General features: G+C 69.2%; 19 protein-coding genes. 12 read left to right on the top strand and 7 right to left on the bottom strand.

What is annotated here, in order from left to right:
- Positions 1-73: 73 nt before the first annotated feature.
- A complete protein-coding gene (locus F3T56_RS04165; RefSeq protein WP_149823302.1) occupies positions 74-718 on the bottom strand; it encodes a TetR/AcrR family transcriptional regulator in 645 nt (214 codons plus the stop codon).
- A 70-nt stretch (positions 719-788) separates the two neighbouring features.
- Between F3T56_RS04165 and F3T56_RS04160 the strand changes: the two genes are divergently transcribed.
- From F3T56_RS04160 to F3T56_RS04140, 5 genes are all read left to right on the top strand, one after another.
- Positions 789-1,976: an acyl-CoA dehydrogenase family protein gene (locus F3T56_RS04160; RefSeq protein ID WP_149823301.1), complete on the top strand. Its 1,188-nt coding sequence runs from the start codon at positions 789-791 to the stop codon at positions 1,974-1,976.
- Positions 1,977-2,056: 80 nt separating this feature from the next.
- Positions 2,057-2,344, top strand: coding sequence for a YiaA/YiaB family inner membrane protein (locus F3T56_RS04155; protein WP_149823300.1), 288 nt, complete (start codon positions 2,057-2,059; stop codon positions 2,342-2,344).
- Positions 2,345-2,446: 102 nt separating this feature from the next.
- Positions 2,447-3,073 (top strand): TetR/AcrR family transcriptional regulator, encoded by a 627-nt coding sequence (locus tag F3T56_RS04150; protein ID WP_149823299.1) that lies wholly within the window; start codon positions 2,447-2,449, stop codon positions 3,071-3,073.
- Between the two features lie 297 nt (positions 3,074-3,370).
- Positions 3,371-4,057 carry a glycoside hydrolase family 11 protein gene (locus F3T56_RS04145; protein ID WP_149823298.1) on the top strand — a complete coding sequence of 229 codons (687 nt, stop codon included), beginning with the start codon at positions 3,371-3,373 and terminating at the stop codon, positions 4,055-4,057.
- Between the two features lie 2 nt (positions 4,058-4,059).
- Positions 4,060-4,794 carry a polysaccharide deacetylase family protein gene (locus F3T56_RS04140; protein WP_149823297.1) on the top strand — a complete coding sequence of 245 codons (735 nt, stop codon included), beginning with the start codon at positions 4,060-4,062 and terminating at the stop codon, positions 4,792-4,794.
- 65 nt (positions 4,795-4,859) lie between these two features.
- On the opposite strand, the gene F3T56_RS04135 is transcribed toward F3T56_RS04140, so the two are convergent.
- On the bottom strand, positions 4,860-5,321 hold the full coding sequence (locus F3T56_RS04135) for a MaoC family dehydratase (protein ID WP_149823296.1): 462 nt from the start codon (positions 5,319-5,321) through the stop codon (positions 4,860-4,862).
- A 132-nt stretch (positions 5,322-5,453) separates the two neighbouring features.
- On the opposite strand from F3T56_RS04135, the gene soxR reads away from it, so the two are divergent.
- Positions 5,454-5,987 (top strand): redox-sensitive transcriptional activator SoxR, encoded by a 534-nt coding sequence (soxR, locus tag F3T56_RS04130; protein ID WP_149823295.1) that lies wholly within the window; start codon positions 5,454-5,456, stop codon positions 5,985-5,987.
- A gap of 85 nt (positions 5,988-6,072) precedes the next feature.
- Here the strand turns inward: soxR and F3T56_RS04125 are convergent, their stop codons facing one another.
- Complete coding sequence (locus F3T56_RS04125; RefSeq protein WP_149823294.1) at positions 6,073-7,149, bottom strand: RNA ligase (ATP); 1,077 nt, start codon at positions 7,147-7,149, stop codon at positions 6,073-6,075.
- A gap of 166 nt (positions 7,150-7,315) precedes the next feature.
- Between F3T56_RS04125 and F3T56_RS47435 the strand changes: the two genes are divergently transcribed.
- From F3T56_RS47435 to F3T56_RS04115, 3 genes are all read left to right on the top strand, one after another.
- Positions 7,316-7,642, top strand: coding sequence for a hypothetical protein (locus F3T56_RS47435; RefSeq protein WP_246203397.1), 327 nt, complete (start codon positions 7,316-7,318; stop codon positions 7,640-7,642).
- Complete coding sequence (locus F3T56_RS47430) at positions 7,594-8,058, top strand: hypothetical protein (RefSeq protein WP_246203395.1); 465 nt, start codon at positions 7,594-7,596, stop codon at positions 8,056-8,058. Before F3T56_RS47435 ends, F3T56_RS47430 begins: the two co-directional genes overlap by 49 nt.
- A gap of 98 nt (positions 8,059-8,156) precedes the next feature.
- Positions 8,157-8,678: a hypothetical protein gene (locus tag F3T56_RS04115; RefSeq protein ID WP_149823293.1), complete on the top strand. Its 522-nt coding sequence runs from the start codon at positions 8,157-8,159 to the stop codon at positions 8,676-8,678.
- Between the two features lie 79 nt (positions 8,679-8,757).
- Here the strand turns inward: F3T56_RS04115 and F3T56_RS04110 are convergent, their stop codons facing one another.
- Entirely contained in the window at positions 8,758-9,360 is a 603-nt protein-coding gene (locus F3T56_RS04110; protein WP_149823292.1) for a hypothetical protein, read from the bottom strand.
- A gap of 359 nt (positions 9,361-9,719) precedes the next feature.
- Between F3T56_RS04110 and F3T56_RS04105 the strand changes: the two genes are divergently transcribed.
- Positions 9,720-12,548, top strand: coding sequence for a penicillin acylase family protein (locus F3T56_RS04105; RefSeq protein WP_149823291.1), 2,829 nt, complete (start codon positions 9,720-9,722; stop codon positions 12,546-12,548).
- Between the two features lie 25 nt (positions 12,549-12,573).
- On the opposite strand, the gene F3T56_RS04100 is transcribed toward F3T56_RS04105, so the two are convergent.
- On the bottom strand, positions 12,574-13,893 hold the full coding sequence (locus F3T56_RS04100; protein ID WP_149823290.1) for a serine-threonine protein kinase: 1,320 nt from the start codon (positions 13,891-13,893) through the stop codon (positions 12,574-12,576).
- 94 nt (positions 13,894-13,987) lie between these two features.
- Entirely contained in the window at positions 13,988-15,238 is a 1,251-nt protein-coding gene (locus tag F3T56_RS04095; RefSeq protein WP_149823395.1) for an exo-beta-N-acetylmuramidase NamZ family protein, read from the bottom strand.
- A gap of 162 nt (positions 15,239-15,400) precedes the next feature.
- Between F3T56_RS04095 and F3T56_RS04090 the strand changes: the two genes are divergently transcribed.
- On the top strand, positions 15,401-16,162 hold the full coding sequence (locus F3T56_RS04090; protein ID WP_425473540.1) for an SDR family oxidoreductase: 762 nt from the start codon (positions 15,401-15,403) through the stop codon (positions 16,160-16,162).
- 155 nt (positions 16,163-16,317) lie between these two features.
- The gene (locus tag F3T56_RS04085; RefSeq protein WP_149823289.1) at positions 16,318-16,911 is read left to right on the top strand and encodes a TetR/AcrR family transcriptional regulator; all 594 of its coding nucleotides are present in this window, start codon (positions 16,318-16,320) and stop codon (positions 16,909-16,911) included.
- Positions 16,912-17,142: 231 nt separating this feature from the next.
- On the opposite strand, the gene F3T56_RS04080 is transcribed toward F3T56_RS04085, so the two are convergent.
- Positions 17,143-18,357 carry an acyl-CoA dehydrogenase family protein gene (locus F3T56_RS04080; RefSeq protein ID WP_149823288.1) on the bottom strand — a complete coding sequence of 405 codons (1,215 nt, stop codon included), beginning with the start codon at positions 18,355-18,357 and terminating at the stop codon, positions 17,143-17,145.

The following is an 18,357-nucleotide window of genomic DNA, read 5'->3' as shown; positions in this document are numbered from 1 at the left end:
GGGTGGGCGCAGCGGCACCCGGCCGGCGCCGGTGAGCGAAACCCACCCCCCGCCCCAGCGCCACGCCGGGCACCTAGTAACCCCGCCGCACCACCCGCTCGTACTGCACGGCCAACCCGTCCAACAGCGCGTTCAACCCCGTCTCGAACGCCCGCTCGTCCACCTTCTCCTGCTGCTCCGCCAAGAGATGCGCCTGCCCGAGATGCGGATAGTCGGCCGGATCGTACGCACTCTCGTCATCCACGAACCCCCCGGCGAACGACCCGATCGCGGACCCCATGATGAAGTACCGCATCAACGCTCCGATGGACGTGGCCTGCGCCGCAGGCCACCCCGCGTCGACCATCGCCCCGAACACCACATCCGCGACCCGCAGCCCCGCCGGCCGTCGCCCGGGCCCGCGCGCGAGGATCGGCACGATGTTGGGATGGTCGCGCAGGGCGGCCCGATAGGAGACGGCCCAGTCGTGCAGCGCGGTACGCCAGTCCCGCCCGTCCTCGAACATCGACAGATCGACCTGCGCGCTCACCGAGTCGGCGACCGCCTCCAGGATCTGGTCCTTGGTGCGGAAGTGGTTGTAGAGGGACGGCCCGCTCACGCCCAACTCGGCGGCCAGCCGCCGCGTCGAGACGGCGGCCAGCCCCTCCGCGTCCACCAGCCCCCGCGCCGTCTCCACGATGCGGTCGGTGCTCAACAGGGGCTTGCGCGGTCGGGCCATGGCGCACATAGTAGGGCTGGAGCATAAAACTAGCAGTGATAATTAAACCCTGAACGCGAGGTGATCCGGCGTGAACCTGGAGCTCAGCGACGAGCAGACCGCCGTCCGCGGACTCGCCCGGGACTTCGTGGAGCGCGAGATCACCCCGCACGTCATCGCCTGGGACCGCGCCGAGAACGTCGACCGCTCCCTCGTGAAGAAGCTCGGCGAGGTCGGCTTCCTCGGCCTCACGATCGAGGAGGAGTACGGCGGCTCCGGCGGCGACCACCTCACGTACTGCCTGGTCACGGAGGAACTCGGCCGCGGCGACTCCTCCGTGCGCGGCATCGTCTCCGTCTCGCTCGGCCTGGTCGCCAAGACCGTCGCGGCCTGGGGGAACGAGGAGCAGAAGCGCCGCTGGCTGCCGGGCCTGACGGCGGGGGAGTACGTCGGCTGCTTCGGCCTCACCGAACCCGGCACCGGCTCCGACGCGGGCAACCTCGCCACTCGCGCGGTCCGCGACGATGGGGGTACCTCCCGCTCGAGCGGAGCCGAGAGTGGGGGAGACTACGTGATCAGCGGCACCAAGATGTTCATCACGAACGGCACCTGGGCCGATGTCGTCCTCCTCTTCGCCCGCTCCGCCGACGCCCCCGGCCACAAGGGCGTCACCGCCTTCCTCGTCCCCACCGACACCCCCGGCCTGACCCGCCGCACCATCCACGGCAAGCTCGGCCTGCGCGGCCAGGCCACCGCCGAACTGGTCCTGGAGGACGTCCGCGTCCCCGCCTCGGCGATGCTCGGCCCGGAGGGCAAGGGATTCGGCATCGCCATGTCCGCGCTCGCCAAGGGGCGGATGTCGGTCGCGGCCGGCTGCGTCGGCATCGCCCAGGCCGCACTCGACGCGGCGGTCCAGTACGCCACCGAGCGCGAGCAGTTCGGCAAGACCATCGCCCACCACCAGCTCGTCCAGGAACTCCTCAGCGACATCGCCGTGGACGTCGACGCGGCCCGCCTCCTGACCTGGCGCGTCGCCGACCTCATCGACCGCGGCCTGCCCTTCACCACGGAGGCGAGCAAGGCGAAGCTCTTCGCCTCCGAGGCCGCCGTCCGCGCCGCGAACAACGCCCTCCAGGTCTTCGGCGGCTACGGCTACATCGACGAGTACCCCGTCGGCAAACTCCTCCGCGACGCCCGCGTGATGACCCTGTACGAGGGCACGAGCCAGATACAGAAACTGCTCATCGGGCGCGCGCTGACGGGCGTATCGGCGTTCTGAGTACGCGGGCGTGCGAGGGGCTCTGATCTGAGTATCCGAACGGATGTGGCCCGGACCACAACACACCGACCCTTGTCCCCATGAGTGAGACACCGGTCAAACAGCAGAACACGGCCGCCTTCTACGGCCAGGCCGTCGCATCCTTCCTCGTGGCCATGGCGGCCACCACCATCGGCATCTACAACCTGGACGCCGACGTCTGGGTCCGTTCCTTCCTGGCCATCGCGGTCCTCTACCTGGTGACCTCGTCGTTCACCCTCGCCAAGGTGATCCGCGACCGGCAGGAGGCCGGGCAGATCGTCAGCCGGGTCGACCAGGCGAGGCTGGAGAAGCTCCTCGCCGATCACGACCCCTTCGAGAAGCTCTGACCCCGTCCCGTACGTCCCGTACCGCCCTGAGCGGGCACTCTAAGCGCTCGCTCACCCTCGACGGTATGGTGGTACTCAGCCATGGGAAGGGGCGAACGAGCGATGAGTACGGCGGAGGAGACAGCCGGCGGCGAGCCGCAGCCGTGGGGCGAGGTGAACCCGGACGCGGCCCGGCGGCTGCTGGTGGCCGCCGTGGAGGCCTTCGCCGAGCGCGGCTACCACGCGACGACGACCCGCGACATCGCCGGCCGCGCGGGCATGAGCCCGGCCGCGCTCTACATCCACTACAAGACCAAGGAAGAGCTGCTCCACCGGATCAGCCGCATCGGCCACGAGAAGGCCCTCGACGTGCTGCGCACCGCCGCCGACTCCGAGGGCAGCCCGGCCGACCGCCTCGCCGAGGCCGTACGCTCCTTCGTCCGCTGGCACGCCGGCCAGCACACGGTCGCCCGCGTAGTCCAGTACGAACTCGACGCCCTCAGCCCCGACGCGCGCGCCGAGATCGTCACCCTGCGCCGCCAGAACGAGGCGGCCGTGCGCGGCATCATCGAGGACGGCGTCGCCACCGGAGACTTCGACGTCCCCGACGTCAAGGGCACCACCATCGCCGTCCTCTCCCTCTGCATCGACGTGGCCCGCTGGTTCAACGCGGGCGGTCCCCGCACCCCCGACCAGGTCGGCGCCCTGTATGCGGACCTGGTGCTGCGGATGGTGGGAGCAAAGAAGTAGGGCTCTCGGCCTCGGCGGGGCGTCGCCCGACATGATCGGGACAGACTTCGAAACATTCGAAGAAAGTAGCGTAACGGCCCTTCGATGCCTCATCGGCGCATGCCGTGGTCGGATTGGTCTGAATCGCCAAGTGTACGCAGTGAGCTGGCGATATGCGTCCTTGTTATCTCCTTGTGGATCTCCCCCATGATCGAAAGTTTCGGTTCCCGCGCCGAAACTATTGACAGTTGACAGGGGCAGGTCAACACTCCCCGTTGACAGGGCACGACCTCACGAGGACGAGGGGGAAGCACGCCCATGACCGACGCACCCGCACCCGGCTCGCCGACCCGCAGGCTGTTCGTCACCGGTGTCTGTACGACCGCGGTGGCCGCCGCGACCGCGGTGGCCCTTCCCGGTACCGCACACGCCGACACCGTCGTCACGACCAACCAGACCGGCACCAACAACGGCTACTACTACTCGTTCTGGACCGACGCACCGGGAACGGTCTCCATGACCCTGGCCTCCGGCGGCAACTACCGGACCTCCTGGAGCAACACCGGCAACTTCGTGTGCGGCAAGGGCTGGAGCACCGGATCACGCAGGACCGTGACCTACTCGGGCTCCTTCAACCCGTCCGGCAACGCCTACCTGACGCTCTACGGCTGGACGTCGAGCCCGCTCATCGAGTACTACATCGTCGACAACTGGGGCACCTACCGGCCCACGGGAACGTACAAGGGCACCGTCACCAGCGACGGCGGTACGTACGACATCTACAAGACGACGCGGTACAACGCCCCGTCCGTCGAGGGCACCAAGACCTTCGACCAGTACTGGAGCGTCCGCCATTCGAAGCGGACGGGCGGAACCATCACCAGCGGCAACCACTTCGACGCCTGGGCCCGCGCCGGAATGCCCCTCGGCAGCTTCCGCTACTACATGATCATGGCGACCGAGGGCTATCGCAGCAGCGGCAACTCCAACATCACGGTGCGCTAGCCATGAGGGCCACACAGCGCTACTCGATCCGTGCCCCGGGCGTGAGGTCGGCGGTCGTCGCGGTGGCCGCCGCGAGCACCGTCGCCCTCACGCTCATCCCCGCCGCGGGAGCCCCGCCCCATGCCGCCGCCTGCAACGGCTACGTCGGGCTCACCTTCGACGACGGCCCGGGCAGCACCACCTCAAGCCTGCTCGACTCGCTGAAGCAGAACGGGCTGCGGGCCACGATGTTCAACCAGGGCCAGTACGCCGCCGCCAACCCGTCCCTGGTCCGGGCCCAGGTCAGCGCCGGGATGTGGGTCGGCAACCACAGCTACACCCATCCGCACCTGACCCAGTTGAGCCAGTCGCAGATCGACTCGGAGATCGCCCGGACCCAGCAGGCCATCGCGGGCGCGGGCGGCGGCACTCCGAGACTCTTCCGTCCGCCGTACGGTGAGACCAACGCGACGGTGAAGACGGTCGCGGCGAAGTACGGACTGACTCAGATCATCTGGGACGTCGACTCGCAGGACTGGAACGGCGCCAGTACGAACGCGATCGTGCAGGCCGCCGCCCGGCTCACCAACGGTCAGATCATGCTCATGCACGACTGGTCGGCCAACGCCCGCGCGGCGATCCCGCGCATGGCTCAGGGGCTGGCGAGTCGCGGCCTGTGCGCCGGGATGATCTCCCCTCAAACGGGCCGCGCGGTGGCCCCGACCACGGTGTCGGCCGCACCGATGCCCAAGCCCTGACCAGGGAACACGCACCCGTGGCGCGGCGCCCACGGTGGCCCGCGCCACACCCCGTACCGAGACGCTCAGAAGTAGTACCGGGACACCGACTCCGCCACGCACACCGGCTTCTCCCCGCCCTCGCGCTCCACGACCACCGCGGCCGTGACCTGCACCCCGCCGCCGGCCTCCGTGACGTCCTGGAGCGTCGCCGTGGCGCGCAGGCGTGAGCCCACCGGCACCGGAGCGGGGAAGCGGACCTTGTTGGTGCCGTAGTTGACGCCCATCTTGACGTTGTCGACCTTGAGCACCTGGGGGACCAGGAGCGGCAGCAGGGAGAGGGTCAGATAGCCGTGGGCGATGGTCGTGCCGAAGGGGCCGGCCGCCGCCTTCTCGGGGTCGACATGGATCCACTGGTGGTCACCGGTCGCCTCGGCGAAGAGATCGATCCGCTTCTGGTCGATCTCCAGCCAGTCGCTGTGTCCCAGCTGCTCGCCCACCGCCGCCTTCAGCTCATCGGCGGACGTGAAGATCCTCGGCTCTGCCATGTCCCGGCCTCCCGTATATCCCGTATCCCGTATATCCCGCGCATCAAGGTCTAAGCAACTGCTTAGCATGGTCGGGTGCGCGGCTCCTGTCAACGGACCGCGACCCCACCCGGTGTGGGTAGGGTCGGAGGGGTGCCGCAGATTCCTGAGAAGATCCACGAGTTGACCGTCGGCCAGCTGTCCGCCCGTAGCGGTGCCGCCGTCTCCGCCCTGCACTTCTACGAGTCCAAGGGGCTGATCAGCAGCCGCCGCACCACGGGCAACCAGCGCCGCTACAGCCGTGACATCCTGCGCCGCGTCGCCTTCGTACGGGCCGCGCAGCGCGTCGGCATCCCGCTCGCCACGATCCGCGAGGCGCTCGCCGAACTGCCCGAGGAGCGCACACCCACCCATGAGGACTGGGCCCACCTCTCCGAGGCCTGGCGATCCGAGCTGGACGAGCGGATCAAGCAGCTCAACCGGCTGCGCGACCACCTCACCGACTGCATCGGCTGCGGCTGTCTGTCCCTGGACACCTGCGTGCTGTCCAACCCCGACGACGTCTTCGGCGAACGGCAGAGCGGCTCCCGCCTCATGGTCGAGCGCCGTGCCCCCGGCGTACGGCAGGAGTCACGGCAGCCGTCGCCGCGTACGGCCGAACAGGAGGAGCCCGGGAACTGCCGTTGAACGGCAGTTCCCGGGCTCCCCGGCCCCACGGGTCCCCCGAAGATCCCGTGGGGGGCTCTCACCGATCCCGTGCGGGGCAGCGCTCTCACTCGAACTCGGTGCCGCCCTTGCGGGTCAGATACGCCGGGCTGACCGCCTTCGCGATGGCCCGCCCGCCGGTCACCGGGCTGTACCGCTCGACGGCCGGGCGGATCACCACACCCTCCCGCAGATGCAGGTCGCGCCCGGAGACCGTCTCCCGGCCCGTGGCCACCGCCAGCACCCGGTCGACGTCGTACGGGCCTTCGTACAGCCTCGGGACGAGGGGCAGTTCACCGTCGAGCAGGCCGTCCAGCTCCGCCGAGTCCAGCCAGCGGACCCGGCCGTCGATCTCCGCCGACACGTCGAACACCGCGTAGCCGAGGGTGTCGCGGCGGCCGTCGGCGCCGTACGTCAGGTCCTGCACCCCGGCGCCGTAGACCTCGCCGAAGAGACCGACCCGGCGTGCCCCGAGCCGCTCGGCGAGCCGGGACGCGATCTCGGCGACCTTGTGGCCGTGGACGGCGCGCCAGTACAGATTGCGCGGGTCCTCCTTCAGCGCGAGGGACTTCGAGCCGAAGCCCTTCGAGGAGACCTGGACGCGGCCGTCCTCGGCGAAGTACGTCACCAGGCAGGCCGAACCATGCAGCTTCTCGGTGAGGACGACCGGCTCGCCGGGGGTGAAGATGTCCGGGTAGCGCTGGATGTTCTCGATGTCGACCCAGGGCAGCAGATCCGGCGCCGACTCGACCTCGCCGCTCATCGTGGGCGGGATCGGCGGCACCCACTTGACGATGCCGAGCCGCTCCGCGAAGTCGGTGCCCTCGGCGACGGCCGCCGTCAGATCCACGTCCGCCAGCGCCTGCGGGCGGCACACGATGCCCTGCGACAGCTCGCCCCGCAGCCGTACCGCCTTCACCCGGTCCGACTTGCCGCCCGCCAGCCGGCCGGTCAGCCCCAGCTCCTCGACCAGCTCCGCCGGGAGCACGGACTGCTCCGGGATGTATACGGCGGTGTCACCGGTGCGGTAGACGCCCTTGGCCACGACGGCCCGGTACAGGCCCACCTGGGCCAGTTCCAGCGCGTCGGCGCCCGGATGTTCGTGGATCGTCAGCACTTCGGCGGTGACGCGCAGCGTCGACATCGGGGTTCTCCTCGGTTCCTGGGTTTCCTCAGGGCTGTTTCATCGCCCCCAACTGTCCGTACGGGAAAGGGCTGGAGCGAGGGAATTTGCGACTGGTAGGGTCGCGATCTTCGGCTGGGGGCCACCGAAAGGCGCGCCCGGGCCGGAGTCTCGACAGGATCGACCCATGCGCTCACCGGCCCTCGCCGCCGCCCTTGCCGATATCGACACGGTCTTCAACGGCTTCGCGAGCCCCGGCGAGACCGGATGCCGGCTCTGCCACGCGCCGGAGGAGACCGCGTATCTCCGCACGCCGTACACGCGAGTGCCCCCGGACGTGCTGGACAGGTACCTCTACGAGGTGTCCAACCTCCCCCAGTTCTCGACTTCGCTCGAACCGGGGGGACCCCCACCCACGACCACGCCGCCGCGATGCGCCGCCTGCTGCCGCAGGGAGCGCGGGCGATGGTCGACGGCACGCTGGAAAGGTTCGGCTGCGGAACCCATGGTCTGAGCGTGGTGGACTGGCGGTCGTGGCCCGCCGAACAGGCCGCCGCCGTGGAGTCGTTCGTGAACGCCTGGTGGGAGGGCGTCCTGACGATGCCCGAGTCGCCGTATCCGATCCAGGACGTCTTCGAGACCTGCGCCGCCATCCTCGGCTCCATGACCCCGTTGCTCGACCGCTGGCGCTCGGGCCCCGTCGCCGACGTACATCTCCTTAGCTGCGTGGAGCGCTGGCTGGACGACCTGCTCTCCGACCAGTCGCCGTTCTGCTGGTACGACGACGCCACGGACTCCGACATACGGGCACTGCAGACCTGGCTCGCCGAAGAGGGCCTCGCCCGGCTGGAGGCCCGGGACTACGGCCTCGCCCTCCGGGTCGGCCTCCTCGCCGTCCCCGTCCCGGAGCGCTGGGACCGCATGTACTGAACATCAGGGAACCATCGGGGCAACCGCTTTCGTCGATAAAGTGTCATGTACACAGAGGGGGAGGCGTCGCGCACCCTCCGACGAGGGAGGAGGCGTCGTTGAGCGTCGTCATCTGTTCGCTGAAGTGGGAGCGGGCGCACTCGGGGAGCCAGAAGCTCACGTACGACTCGGACGGCTACCACCTGGTGCGCTTCCCCTACGCCAAGTCCGAGGAGTCGTACGACCCCTGGAAGATGCACGATCCGGCGCACGGCGGCGACACCGCGTCGAAGTTCCCCGACCCGCGCTCCGGGCTCATCTGGCCGAGCCGCGACGGCTGGGGTGTGCTGTCCGCGATGGTGTTCTGGGAGGCGGACCCCCAGACGCACGAGTACCGGGCCCGCTTCGTACGCGACCCGCTGAACCTGACAGCGAAGAAGTACGACTCGACCGGCACCACGGACAGTGCGCTCACCCGGGGCGGCCAGTACCGCACCTACATGTGGCAGATGTTCGTGCACAAGGGGACGCCGCTCGGCCTGAAGATATCGGCGCGCGGCGTGGGGGACACCAAGCGGGCCACGCCGATCACTCTGGCCGAGTTCAAGCTCGCCATCCACACGGACGTCAAGCGGCCTTAGGGGTTGCCGTTCCGAGGGGCCATCTCGGTCCTGCCGTACATACACGGGGGTGCGGCATCCCCGGCGCACCCCCGCCGTGCTACGCCGACACCAGCATCCGTACGCGCCTGGACTCGGCCAGGGCCTCGGATGTCAGCACCGGTCGTGGCACCACGATTCCGCACTCCGTGCACACCGGGCCCGAGGACGGTTCATGGGCCAGGTCGTACTTCCAGATGAGGCGCTCGCCCTCGCACACCGGGCAGGTCGAGCCCGGCTCGCGCTCCAGCGCGGCGATCAGCCGGCGCAGCACCTCTGCCAGTGGTTCATTGGGATGGACCCTGGGGTTGTCGCACCACGCGACACCGAAACCGCCCCAGGTCAGCCGGTGCCAGTCGTCGACACTGCCCGGCCTGCGCAGCCCGTCGTGCTTCTCCTTCTTGCGGCGCTGCGCGAACTGCACTTCATAGTCGAGCCAGACGGAGCGGGCCTCCTCCAACTCGTCCAGTGCGGCCACGAGCCGCGCTGGATCGGGGTTGCGGTCCTCCGGACCGAACCCGGCCCGGGAGCACAGGTGGTCCCAGGTCGCCCGATGCCCGTAAGGGGCAAACCTCTCAAGGCACTTGCGCAGCGAATATCGCCGCAGTGCCAGATCGCACCTCGGGTCGCGCACCTGTCTTGCCAGACTCCGGAAACCGGCCATCGCCCTGCACCTCCGTCACACCTGCACCTGTACTTCGGTCACTTCGGCGTCGTCCGTCGGGACGTCGCCGAATAGACGTATCGACACGCGATTCGGCTCCATCCGATTTCCGATGACCTCCATAAGTCGTCTGCTGAGCCGTTCATGGACCGTTCCTGCCTACGCCTGACTGCCCCTGACTTCTTCTTGTCTGCTTACGACTACTTCTGAGTACCTGTTCACGCTGTCAGTCACCTGTCCCTGGACTCACCTGTTCCTGAGCCGTGGTGAGGTGATCCAGAAAACGTGACGCATGTTCATCTTCAAACTCGGGGATACCGGCGGTAACGTCCGCCCCACACCCGTCGGTAGGAGCTGCCATGCCACGGCGCACCCCACGCACCTCACGCAACACGCTCGACAGACTGAGAACTCCCCGCAGATTCCCGGAGTTCCTCAAGGCCGCTTCGATATGCGCACTCGTTGCCGGTCTTTTGTCACCTCTTTCCCCGACTTCCCCGGCAGCGGCCGCCGACACGGGTGCAGTCGAGGCGACGGCCGTAGAGGCGGCCGCGGTGACCGACCACTGCGGCGGCCAGTGCTCCGACATCCTGCCGCCCGGGCAGAACGGCAACGCCACCCTCGCCCAGATCCTCCTCAACCAGGCCTTCGGCTCCATGCCGGAGAACGCGAGCAACCAGCTCGGCCCCTACAACAACCTGGCCACCGGCTACTCGGGTCTCACCAACGCCACCATCAACACCTTCTTCAACGACGCCTCCTTCGGCGTCGCCTCCGACCAGGTCGCCTCCACCCTGAACCCGGCCGGCCGCACCGACGTCACCATCGTCCGCGACAAGAAGACCGGGGTGCCGCACATCACGGGCACCACCCGCTACGGCACCGAGTTCGGCGCGGGGTACGCGGCGGCCCAGGACCGACTGTGGCTGATGGACGTCTTCCGGCATGTGGGCCGTGGCAAGCTGACCCCGTTCGCCGGCGGCGCCGAGTCCAACCAGGGCCTGGAGCAGGAGTTCTGGCGGCACGCCCCGTACACCGAGGCCGACCTCCAGGCCCAGATCGACAAGGCCGTGGCCGCCAACGGCGAGCGCGGCCAACTGGCCCTCGACGACGTCGAGGCGTACATCGACGGCATCAACGCCTACATCGACGCCTCCGACAGCGGCCGCTACTTCCCCGGCGAGTACGTCCTGACCGGCCACAAGGACTCCGTCACCAACGCCGGCACCATCGAGAAGTTCAAGCCCACCGACCTGGTCGCCCTGGCCTCCGTCATCGGTGCCCTCTTCGGCTCCGGAGGCGGCGGCGAGGTCAACAACGCCCTGTCCCTGCTGGCCGCCCAGGAGAAGTACGGCGTCAGTGAGGGCACCGAGGTCTGGGAGTCGTTCCGCGAGCGCAACGACCCCGAGGCCGCCGTCACCGTCCACGACGCCAGCTTCCCGTACGCCACCAAGCCCGCCGATCCGCAGGGCATGGCCCTGCCCGACGACGGCACGGTCACCGAGGAGCCGCTGGTCTACGACCGCACGGGCAGCGCCGCTACGACCGCCTCGACGAGTGTGTCGTCCGAGGCCACCGAGAGCGCCCTCAGCTCGGCCCGGCGGGGCATGTCCAACGCCCTCGTCGTCAGCGGCGAACACACCGCGAGCGGCCACCCCATCGCCGTCTTCGGCCCCCAGACCGGCTACTTCGCGCCCCAGCTCCTCATGCTCCAGGAGATCCAGGGGCCGGGCATCAGCGCCCGCGGCGCCTCCTTCGCCGGCCTGAGCATGTACGTCGAACTCGGCCGCGGCCAGGACTACGCCTGGAGCGCCACCACCTCCGGCCAGGACATCATCGACTCCTACGCCGTCGAACTGTGCCAGGACGACGTCCACTACCTCTACCACGGCACCTGCACGGCCATGGAGAAGATCGAGCAGACCAACGCCTGGAAGCCCACCACCGCCGACGACACCCCGGCGGGCTCGTACCGCATGCAGGTCTGGCGCACCAAGTACGGCCCCGTCTCCCACCGAGCGACGGTCGACGGCAAGAAGGTCGCCTACACCACCCTGCGCTCCTCGTACATGAACGAGGCCGAGTCGATCATCGGCTTCCAGATGCTCAACGACCCCGACTACGTGAAGGGCCCCGAGGACTTCCAGAAGGCCGTCCAGAACATCAACTACACCTTCAACTGGTTCTACGCCGACTCCGAGCACACCGCGTACTACAACAGCGGCGACAACCCGGTCCGTGCCGCGAACGTCGACGCCGAGTTCCCGGCCTGGGCGCAGTCGGCGTACGAGTGGCGGAACTGGAACCCGACCACCAATGTCGCCGACTACACGCCGCCCGCCCAGCACCCCAACTCCATCGACCAGGAGTACTACATCTCCTGGAACAACAAGCAGGCCAAGGAGTACACCACCGCCCCCTGGGGCAACGGCTCCGTCCACCGCGGCAATCTGCTGGACGACCGGGTGAAGCGGCTGGTCGCGGCCGGTGGGGTCACCAGAGCCTCACTGACCAAGGCCATGGCCGAGGCGGGCCTCGCCGACCTGCGCGCCGAGGACGTCGTGCCGGACCTGCTGAAGGTCGTCAACAGCAGCACGGTCACCGACTCCACGGCAGCGGCGGCGGTCAGCAAGCTCCAGACCTGGGTGTCGTCGGGCTCGAAACGCACGGAGACCTCAGCCGGTTCGAAGACCTACGCAGGCGCCGAGGCGATCCGCATCCTGGACGCCTGGTGGCCGCTGCTGGTGAAGGCCCAGTTCGAACCCGGCCTCGGCGCCGACCTCTACACCGCCATCACCGCCAACCTCCCCATCGACGAGTCCCCGTCGGCCGCGCACGGCCCGACCGGCTCGCACGCCGGAAGCTCCTTCCAGTACGGCTGGTGGAGCTATGTCGACAAGGACATCCGCTCGGTGCTGGGTGAGTCGGTGCAGGGCCCGCTGGCGAACCAGTACTGCGGCGGCGGCAGCCTCAGCGCCTGCCGCACCCTCCTGATCAACACCCTCAAGGAGGCCGCCGGCAAGACCGCCGCCCAGGTCTACCCCGGCGACGAGTTCTGCTCGGCGGGCGACCAGTGGTGCGCCGACTCGATCATCCAGCAGCCTCTGGGAGGCATCAACCACAACAAGATCAGCTGGCAGAACCGGCCGACCTATCAGCAGGTGGTGGAGTTCACCTCGCACCGGTAAGTGACTGCCGGCGGCGGGCCGGGGCTCAGTCGATACGGCCCGCCGCCAGCACCACCCGTGCCAACTCCCGGTGGCAGATGTCGCTGTGTGCCCCGGACGGCGGGCCGCCGTTCTTCACGACGGCGGCCGCGTCGATGTTCACACAGCCCGAGCCGGGCAGTTGGGCCTTGAGGGCGTCGGTGAGCTTGAAGGAGCGGGTGCCCTTGACGGCCTGGATCCCGTCGTAGCCGAGCGCGCCCCACTTGGCCCCCAGCACACTGCCGATGCCGATGCCGATGCCGATGCCGATGCCGAAGCCCGCGACCGCCCGCGAGTCGCCCGCCATGCGGGAGGCGAGCGGGTAGATCGTGCCGAGGGCCGAGTCGTGCTTGGAGTGGCAGCACACCAGCGGGCCGTCGATCCGCTTCTGCCGGCCGTTCAGCACGCCGCTCGCCCGCTTGTCGTGCGGCAACCGGGCCGCGAACGCGTAGTGCGAGAAGGCGGCCTGAAGCAGCGTCACCGACTTCACCGAGTGCACGCCCTCCGGCAGCCCGCGCAACGCGAACGACACCAACCGGCCACCGAAGCTGTGCCCCACGAGGTGCACCCGCACCTCCGGCGCCGACCGCGCGAGCTGCCCGAGCAGCCGCCCGAGCCCGCGCTCACCGACGGTGCCGGCACGGCGCTTCATCGCGAAGTACGTGGCCTGACGCAGCAGTTCATGGGCGCCGTCCCAGACACCGAACGACGCGCCTCCCTCGACCTCCGTCAGCGCCGCCGCGCAGTCCGCGCACACCGTCACCGGCTCCCCGCACAGCATCCCGGGCGTGCCCTCCGGCATCCCCTCCGCCAGCGTGTCCGCCGTGAACGCGCCCTGCGGTCCCTGCGGCGGCACCTCCACCAGCAGCCGCACCAGCCGCCCGAACTCCTCCACCGAGGCACCCTCGTCCGGCCGTTGCTTCAGCAGCCGGGCGAGCTGTTCGACGATCGTTGCCCGCCCCGGGAAGACCTCCAGGAGCGCGTGCCGGGTGCCCTTGTCGAGCACGGGCCGGCTGGGGGCGGCGGCCCGGACCGGCTCGAAGTCCGGGATCGGCTCGTCGGAGAACCGCATCGAGGGCCAGTGCACCCCGACGTACCCGAGCCCGGCTTTGGGGACGAGTTCGGGGAACGGCGCGAAGAAGCGGCTGTAGAGCCGGGTCGCGCCGGACCGGTCGCTGTTCCAGCCGTGCGCGAAGACGACCAGGTCCCCGACCCCGCGCCGCCCGACCCCCTCGAACAGCCGGTCCCGCTGCCCGGTGTCCACGTCCCCGTCCGCGTCGAAGGTCAGTTCCCAGTAGGGAGTCACGCTCATTTCCGGATCCGCCATGACGAGCCCCCTTCGCCCCCCCGTTGGTGGTGCGCTTTCGCGCATGGTCCTGCCAACGGCGAAGGATGGCCATACGTCACGTACGCCTACGTAACTACCGATAGAGCAAATACTCCTTCCGCACCCTTCGGAACGCCGCCAGCTCCTCCTGCCAGCCCGCCACCACGTCGTCCGTGTCCGCCCCCGCGTCGATCATCGTGCGTACCCGCGCGGAGCCGGTCAGCTTGTCGATCCAGTTGTCGGAGCGCCAGGCGAAGCCGCTCCACACCTTCCTCGCGGTCACGAGGAGGCCGATACCGGTGCGTACGGGGTCGTACGCCGCCCGGTCATGGACATGGATCTGTACGCCGCCGATGGTCTTCCCCTGGAACTTGGAGAACGTCGGCGCGAAGTACGCCTCCCTGAAGTGCGCGCCGGGAAGGTCGAGTTCGTTGGCGGCGGCCGCCCAGCGCCGGTCGATGCCCTCGGCGCCGAGCAGCTCGAACGGTCGGGTGGTGCCGCGCCCCTCCGACAGGTTCGTCCCCTCGAAGAGACACGTCCCGGAGTACACGAGAGCGCTGTCCGGTGTCGGCATGTTCGGGCTCGGCGGCACCCAGGGCAGCCCGGAGGTGTCGTAGAACCGCGACCGCTTCCACCCCGACATCAGTACGGTCTCCAGCGGTACGGGCGTGGTGAGGAACTCCCCGTTGAACAGCCGCGCCAGCTCCGCCACCGTCATCCCGTGCGCCTGCGAGATGGGCTGCCGGCCGACGAAAGTCGCGAACTCCTTGTGCAGCACGGGGCCTTCGGCGGAGCGGCCGGTGACTGGGTTCGGGCGGTCCAGCACCACGAAGCGCTTGCCCGCCAGCTGGGCCGCCTCCATGCAGTCGTACATAGTCCAGACGTACGTGTAGAAGCGGGCGCCCACGTCCTGGATGTCGAAGACGATCGTGTCCACGCCGGAGGCGGTGAAGATGTCCGCGAGCGGGCGGCCGCTCTTCAGGTAGGTGTCGTAGACGGGCAGCCCCGTCGCCGGGTCGTCGTGGCGGCCCTCGGAGCCGCCGGCCTGGGCTGTGCCGCGAAAGCCGTGCTCAGGGCCGAAGACGGCCCTGAGGTCCACTCGGTCGTCGGTGTGCATCACGTCGACGATGTGGCGGGCGTCTCTGGTGATGCCGGTGGGGTTGGTGACGATGCCGATCTTTTGGCTGCCGAGTTGTTTGTAGCCGGAGGCTGCCAGTCGCTCGAAGCCGGTGTCGAGCCGTGGGGCGGTGGTCGCGGCCGGGGGTGTGGTGGTGAGGTCGGCCGTGGAGGTGCAGGCGGCCGTGGTTGTCGCGGCGGCCAGGAAGGTGCGGCGGGAGAGGTGCATGGGGGTGACCTCCGTCATCGCGGGAGCGGTGTTTGTGCAAGCTAAGCGCTTCCGCGCGTCGTGTGTAATTCGGGCACCCTTCTCAGTGACATACCGACCGGTTAGTCTGACTGCTTGAGTGGAGCCATTAGGAGTACGTCGCCGTGTCGAAGGAGACCGATCGTGGGAGTCGCGCAGGGTGCGGGAGTGGTCGTCACCGGGGCCGGGGGTGGGATCGGGGCGGCTCTGGCTCGGCGGTTCGCGGCGGCGGGTGCTCGGGTCGTCGTGAATGACCTGGACGCTGAGCGGGCGCGGGGCGTGGCCGACGAGATCGGTGGGATCGCCGTGCCCGGGGATGCCTCCGCGATTGTGGGCGCTGCCCGTGAGGCGCTCGGTGGGGTGGTCGATGTGTACTGCGCGAATGCCGGGGTCGCCTCGGGGGGTACGGAGGCGGCCGACGAGAAGGTGTGGGCGCTTGCCTGGGATGTGAACGTGATGGCGCATGTGCGGGCGGCGCAGGAGTTGCTGCCGGAGTGGCTGGAGCGGGGCAGCGGACGTTTCGTGTCCACGGTCTCGGCGGCCGGGCTGCTCACGATGATCGGCGCCGCGCCGTACAGCGTCACCAAGCACGGGGCGTACGCGTTCGCCGAGTGGCTGTCGCTCACGTACCGCCACCGGGGCCTCAAGGTCCACGCGATCTGCCCCCAGGGGGTGCGCACCGACATGCTGACGGCATCCGGCAGCGCGGGCGACCTGGTGCTCGCGCCGACCGCGATCGAGCCGGAGGATGTGGCCGACGCGCTCTTCGAGGGCATCGAGAAGGACCGTTTCCTGATCCTGCCGCACCCCGAGGTGGCCGATTTCTATCAGGCACGGGCCGCCGATCCGGAGCGGTGGCTGACGAACATGAACCACATTCAGCAGAAGTGGGAGGCGACGGGCTGACCGCCCCGACCGCCCTGACCGGCGGACCAGGCCCGGAGAGTGGGATGATCCTCCGGCGGGAGTCGCGATTCCGCCAGGTCGGGAACCGATCGGCGGTCGACGGACGACCAGTAGGCGACAGGCGACAACAGAACCTCGGAAGGCAGGTGGCGGCAGTGCCCAGGACGACGGACGGGGACGGTACTCCCGTCCCGCAGCGGCTGCTGGCCGCCGCCACCCGGCTCTTCGCCGAGCAGGGCTACGACCGCACCTCCGTACAGGAGATCGTCGAGGCCGCGGGTGTCACCAAGGGGGCGCTCTACCACTACTTCGGTTCCAAGGACGATCTGCTGCACGAGGTGTACGCGCGCGTGCTGCGCATCCAGCAGGAGCGGCTGGACGCGTTCGCGGGGGCTGACGCGCCGATCGAGGAACGGCTGCGGGGGGCCGCCGCCGATGTCGTCGTCACCACCATCGACAACCTCGACGACGCGATGATCTTCTTCCGCTCCATGCACCATCTGAGCCCCGAGAAGAACAAGCAGGTCCGCGCCGAGCGCCGCCGCTACCACGAACGCTTCCGCGCGCTCGTCGAGGAGGGCCAGGAAACGGGCGTCTTCTCCAAGGCGACCCCCGCGGACCTGGTCGTCGACTACCACTTCGGCTCCGTCCACCACCTGTCCACGTGGTACCGCCCCGACGGCCCGATGACCCCCCAGGAGGTCGCAGACCACTTGGCGGACCTACTGCTACGAGCACTGCGCCCGTAGCCGACCCCGCCGGAGAGCTCGTGAGGTTGCGGATGTTGAGCGTCTGCGGGCTTGGTGTGGTTGCTCGCGCAGTTCCCCGCGCCCCTTCAGGGGCGCGGGGAACTGCGCGACAAGCCCCCACCCACTCGCACTCAAAGAACGCACCCTCGGGGGGCGAAGGGGCGCAGCCCCTGGGGATGGGAATGGGTAGGGGCGGCGGGGGCGAAAAACCCTCCACCGCCCCGCCACGCGTCACACGTACCGTTTCAACTCCCGCCGAGCCAACGACCGCTGATGCACCTCGTCCGGCCCGTCCGCGATCATCAACGTCCGCGCCCCCGCGTACAACTCGGCCAGCGGAAAGTCCTGGCTGACACCCCCCGCCCCGTGCAACTGGATCGCCCGGTCGATGATGTCGACGACGGCCCGAGGCGTGGCGATCTTGATGGCCTGGATCTCGGTGTGGGCCCCCTTGTTGCCCACCGTGTCCATCAACCACGCCGTCTTCAACACCAGCAGCCGCAGCTGCTCGACGGTCACCCGCGCGTCGGCGATCCAGTTGTGCACGACCCCTTGCTGGGCGAGCGCCTTGCCGAAGGCCTCCCGGGCCACCGCCCGCCGGCACATCAGCTCGATGGCCCGCTCGGCCATGCCGATGAGCCGCATGCAGTGGTGGATGCGCCCGGGCCCGAGCCGCGCCTGGGCGATGGCGAAGCCGCCGCCCTCCTCACCGATCAGATTCGACACCGGCACGCGCGTGTGGTCGAAGATCACCTCGGCATGACCACCGTGGTAGTGGTCCTCGTACCCGAAGACCCGCATCGCGCGCTTCACCGTGACACCCGGAGTGTCACGCGGCACCAGCACCATCGACTGCTGGCGCCGGATGTCGGCCCCGTCCGGATCCGTCTTGCCCATGACGATGAAGATCTGGCAGTCCGGGTTCATGGCCCCGGAGATGTACCACTTGCGCCCGGTGATGACGTACTCGTCGCCGTCCCGCTCGATCAGCGTGGTGATGTTCGTGGCATCGGACGAAGCCACCTCGGGCTCCGTCATCGCGAAGGCCGACCGGATCTCACCCGCCAGCAGCGGTTCCAGCCACTGCTTCTTCTGCGCCTCGTCCCCGAACTGGCTGAGCACCTCCATGTTGCCCGTGTCGGGCGCCGCGCAGTTCAGCGCGGTCGGCGCCAACTGCGGGGAACGGCCGGTGATTTCGGCGAGCGGCGCGTATTGGAGGTTGGTGAGCCCGGCCCCGTACTCGGAGTCGGGCAGGAAGAGGTTCCACAGGCCCTGGCGGCGGGCCTCGGCCTTCAGCTCCTCCACCACGGCCGGTGTGTCCCACGGCGAGGCCGGCTCCGCCCGCTGCTCCTCGGCCACCGCCTCGGCCGGGTAGACGTACTCGTCCATGAAGGCGAGGAGCTTGGCGCGCAGCTCCTCCGTACGGGCGTCGAACGCGAAGTCCAT

The organism is Streptomyces tailanensis (assembly GCF_008386495.1).
GTDB classification, from domain to species: domain Bacteria; phylum Actinomycetota; class Actinomycetes; order Streptomycetales; family Streptomycetaceae; genus Streptomyces; species Streptomyces tailanensis.
This window is presented reverse-complemented; position numbering and strand designations above follow the sequence as displayed.

Coding starts and splice junctions, on each gene's coding strand:
- F3T56_RS04165 (WP_149823302.1), bottom strand. CDS start 718: ATGGCCCGACCGCGCAAGCCCCTGTTGAGCACCGACCGCATCGTGGAG.
- F3T56_RS04155 (WP_149823300.1), top strand. CDS start 2,057: ATGAGTGAGACACCGGTCAAACAGCAGAACACGGCCGCCTTCTACGGC.
- F3T56_RS04150 (WP_149823299.1), top strand. CDS start 2,447: ATGAGTACGGCGGAGGAGACAGCCGGCGGCGAGCCGCAGCCGTGGGGC.
- F3T56_RS04145 (WP_149823298.1), top strand. CDS start 3,371: ATGACCGACGCACCCGCACCCGGCTCGCCGACCCGCAGGCTGTTCGTC.
- F3T56_RS04140 (WP_149823297.1), top strand. CDS start 4,060: ATGAGGGCCACACAGCGCTACTCGATCCGTGCCCCGGGCGTGAGGTCG.
- F3T56_RS04135 (WP_149823296.1), bottom strand. CDS start 5,321: ATGGCAGAGCCGAGGATCTTCACGTCCGCCGATGAGCTGAAGGCGGCG.
- F3T56_RS04125 (WP_149823294.1), bottom strand. CDS start 7,149: ATGTCGACGCTGCGCGTCACCGCCGAAGTGCTGACGATCCACGAACAT.
- F3T56_RS47435 (WP_246203397.1), top strand. CDS start 7,316: ATGCGCTCACCGGCCCTCGCCGCCGCCCTTGCCGATATCGACACGGTC.
- F3T56_RS47430 (WP_246203395.1), top strand. CDS start 7,594: ATGGTCGACGGCACGCTGGAAAGGTTCGGCTGCGGAACCCATGGTCTG.
- F3T56_RS04110 (WP_149823292.1), bottom strand. CDS start 9,360: ATGGCCGGTTTCCGGAGTCTGGCAAGACAGGTGCGCGACCCGAGGTGC.
- F3T56_RS04105 (WP_149823291.1), top strand. CDS start 9,720: ATGCCACGGCGCACCCCACGCACCTCACGCAACACGCTCGACAGACTG.
- F3T56_RS04100 (WP_149823290.1), bottom strand. CDS start 13,893: ATGGCGGATCCGGAAATGAGCGTGACTCCCTACTGGGAACTGACCTTC.
- F3T56_RS04095 (WP_149823395.1), bottom strand. CDS start 15,238: ATGCACCTCTCCCGCCGCACCTTCCTGGCCGCCGCGACAACCACGGCC.
- F3T56_RS04080 (WP_149823288.1), bottom strand. CDS start 18,357: ATGGACTTCGCGTTCGACGCCCGTACGGAGGAGCTGCGCGCCAAGCTC.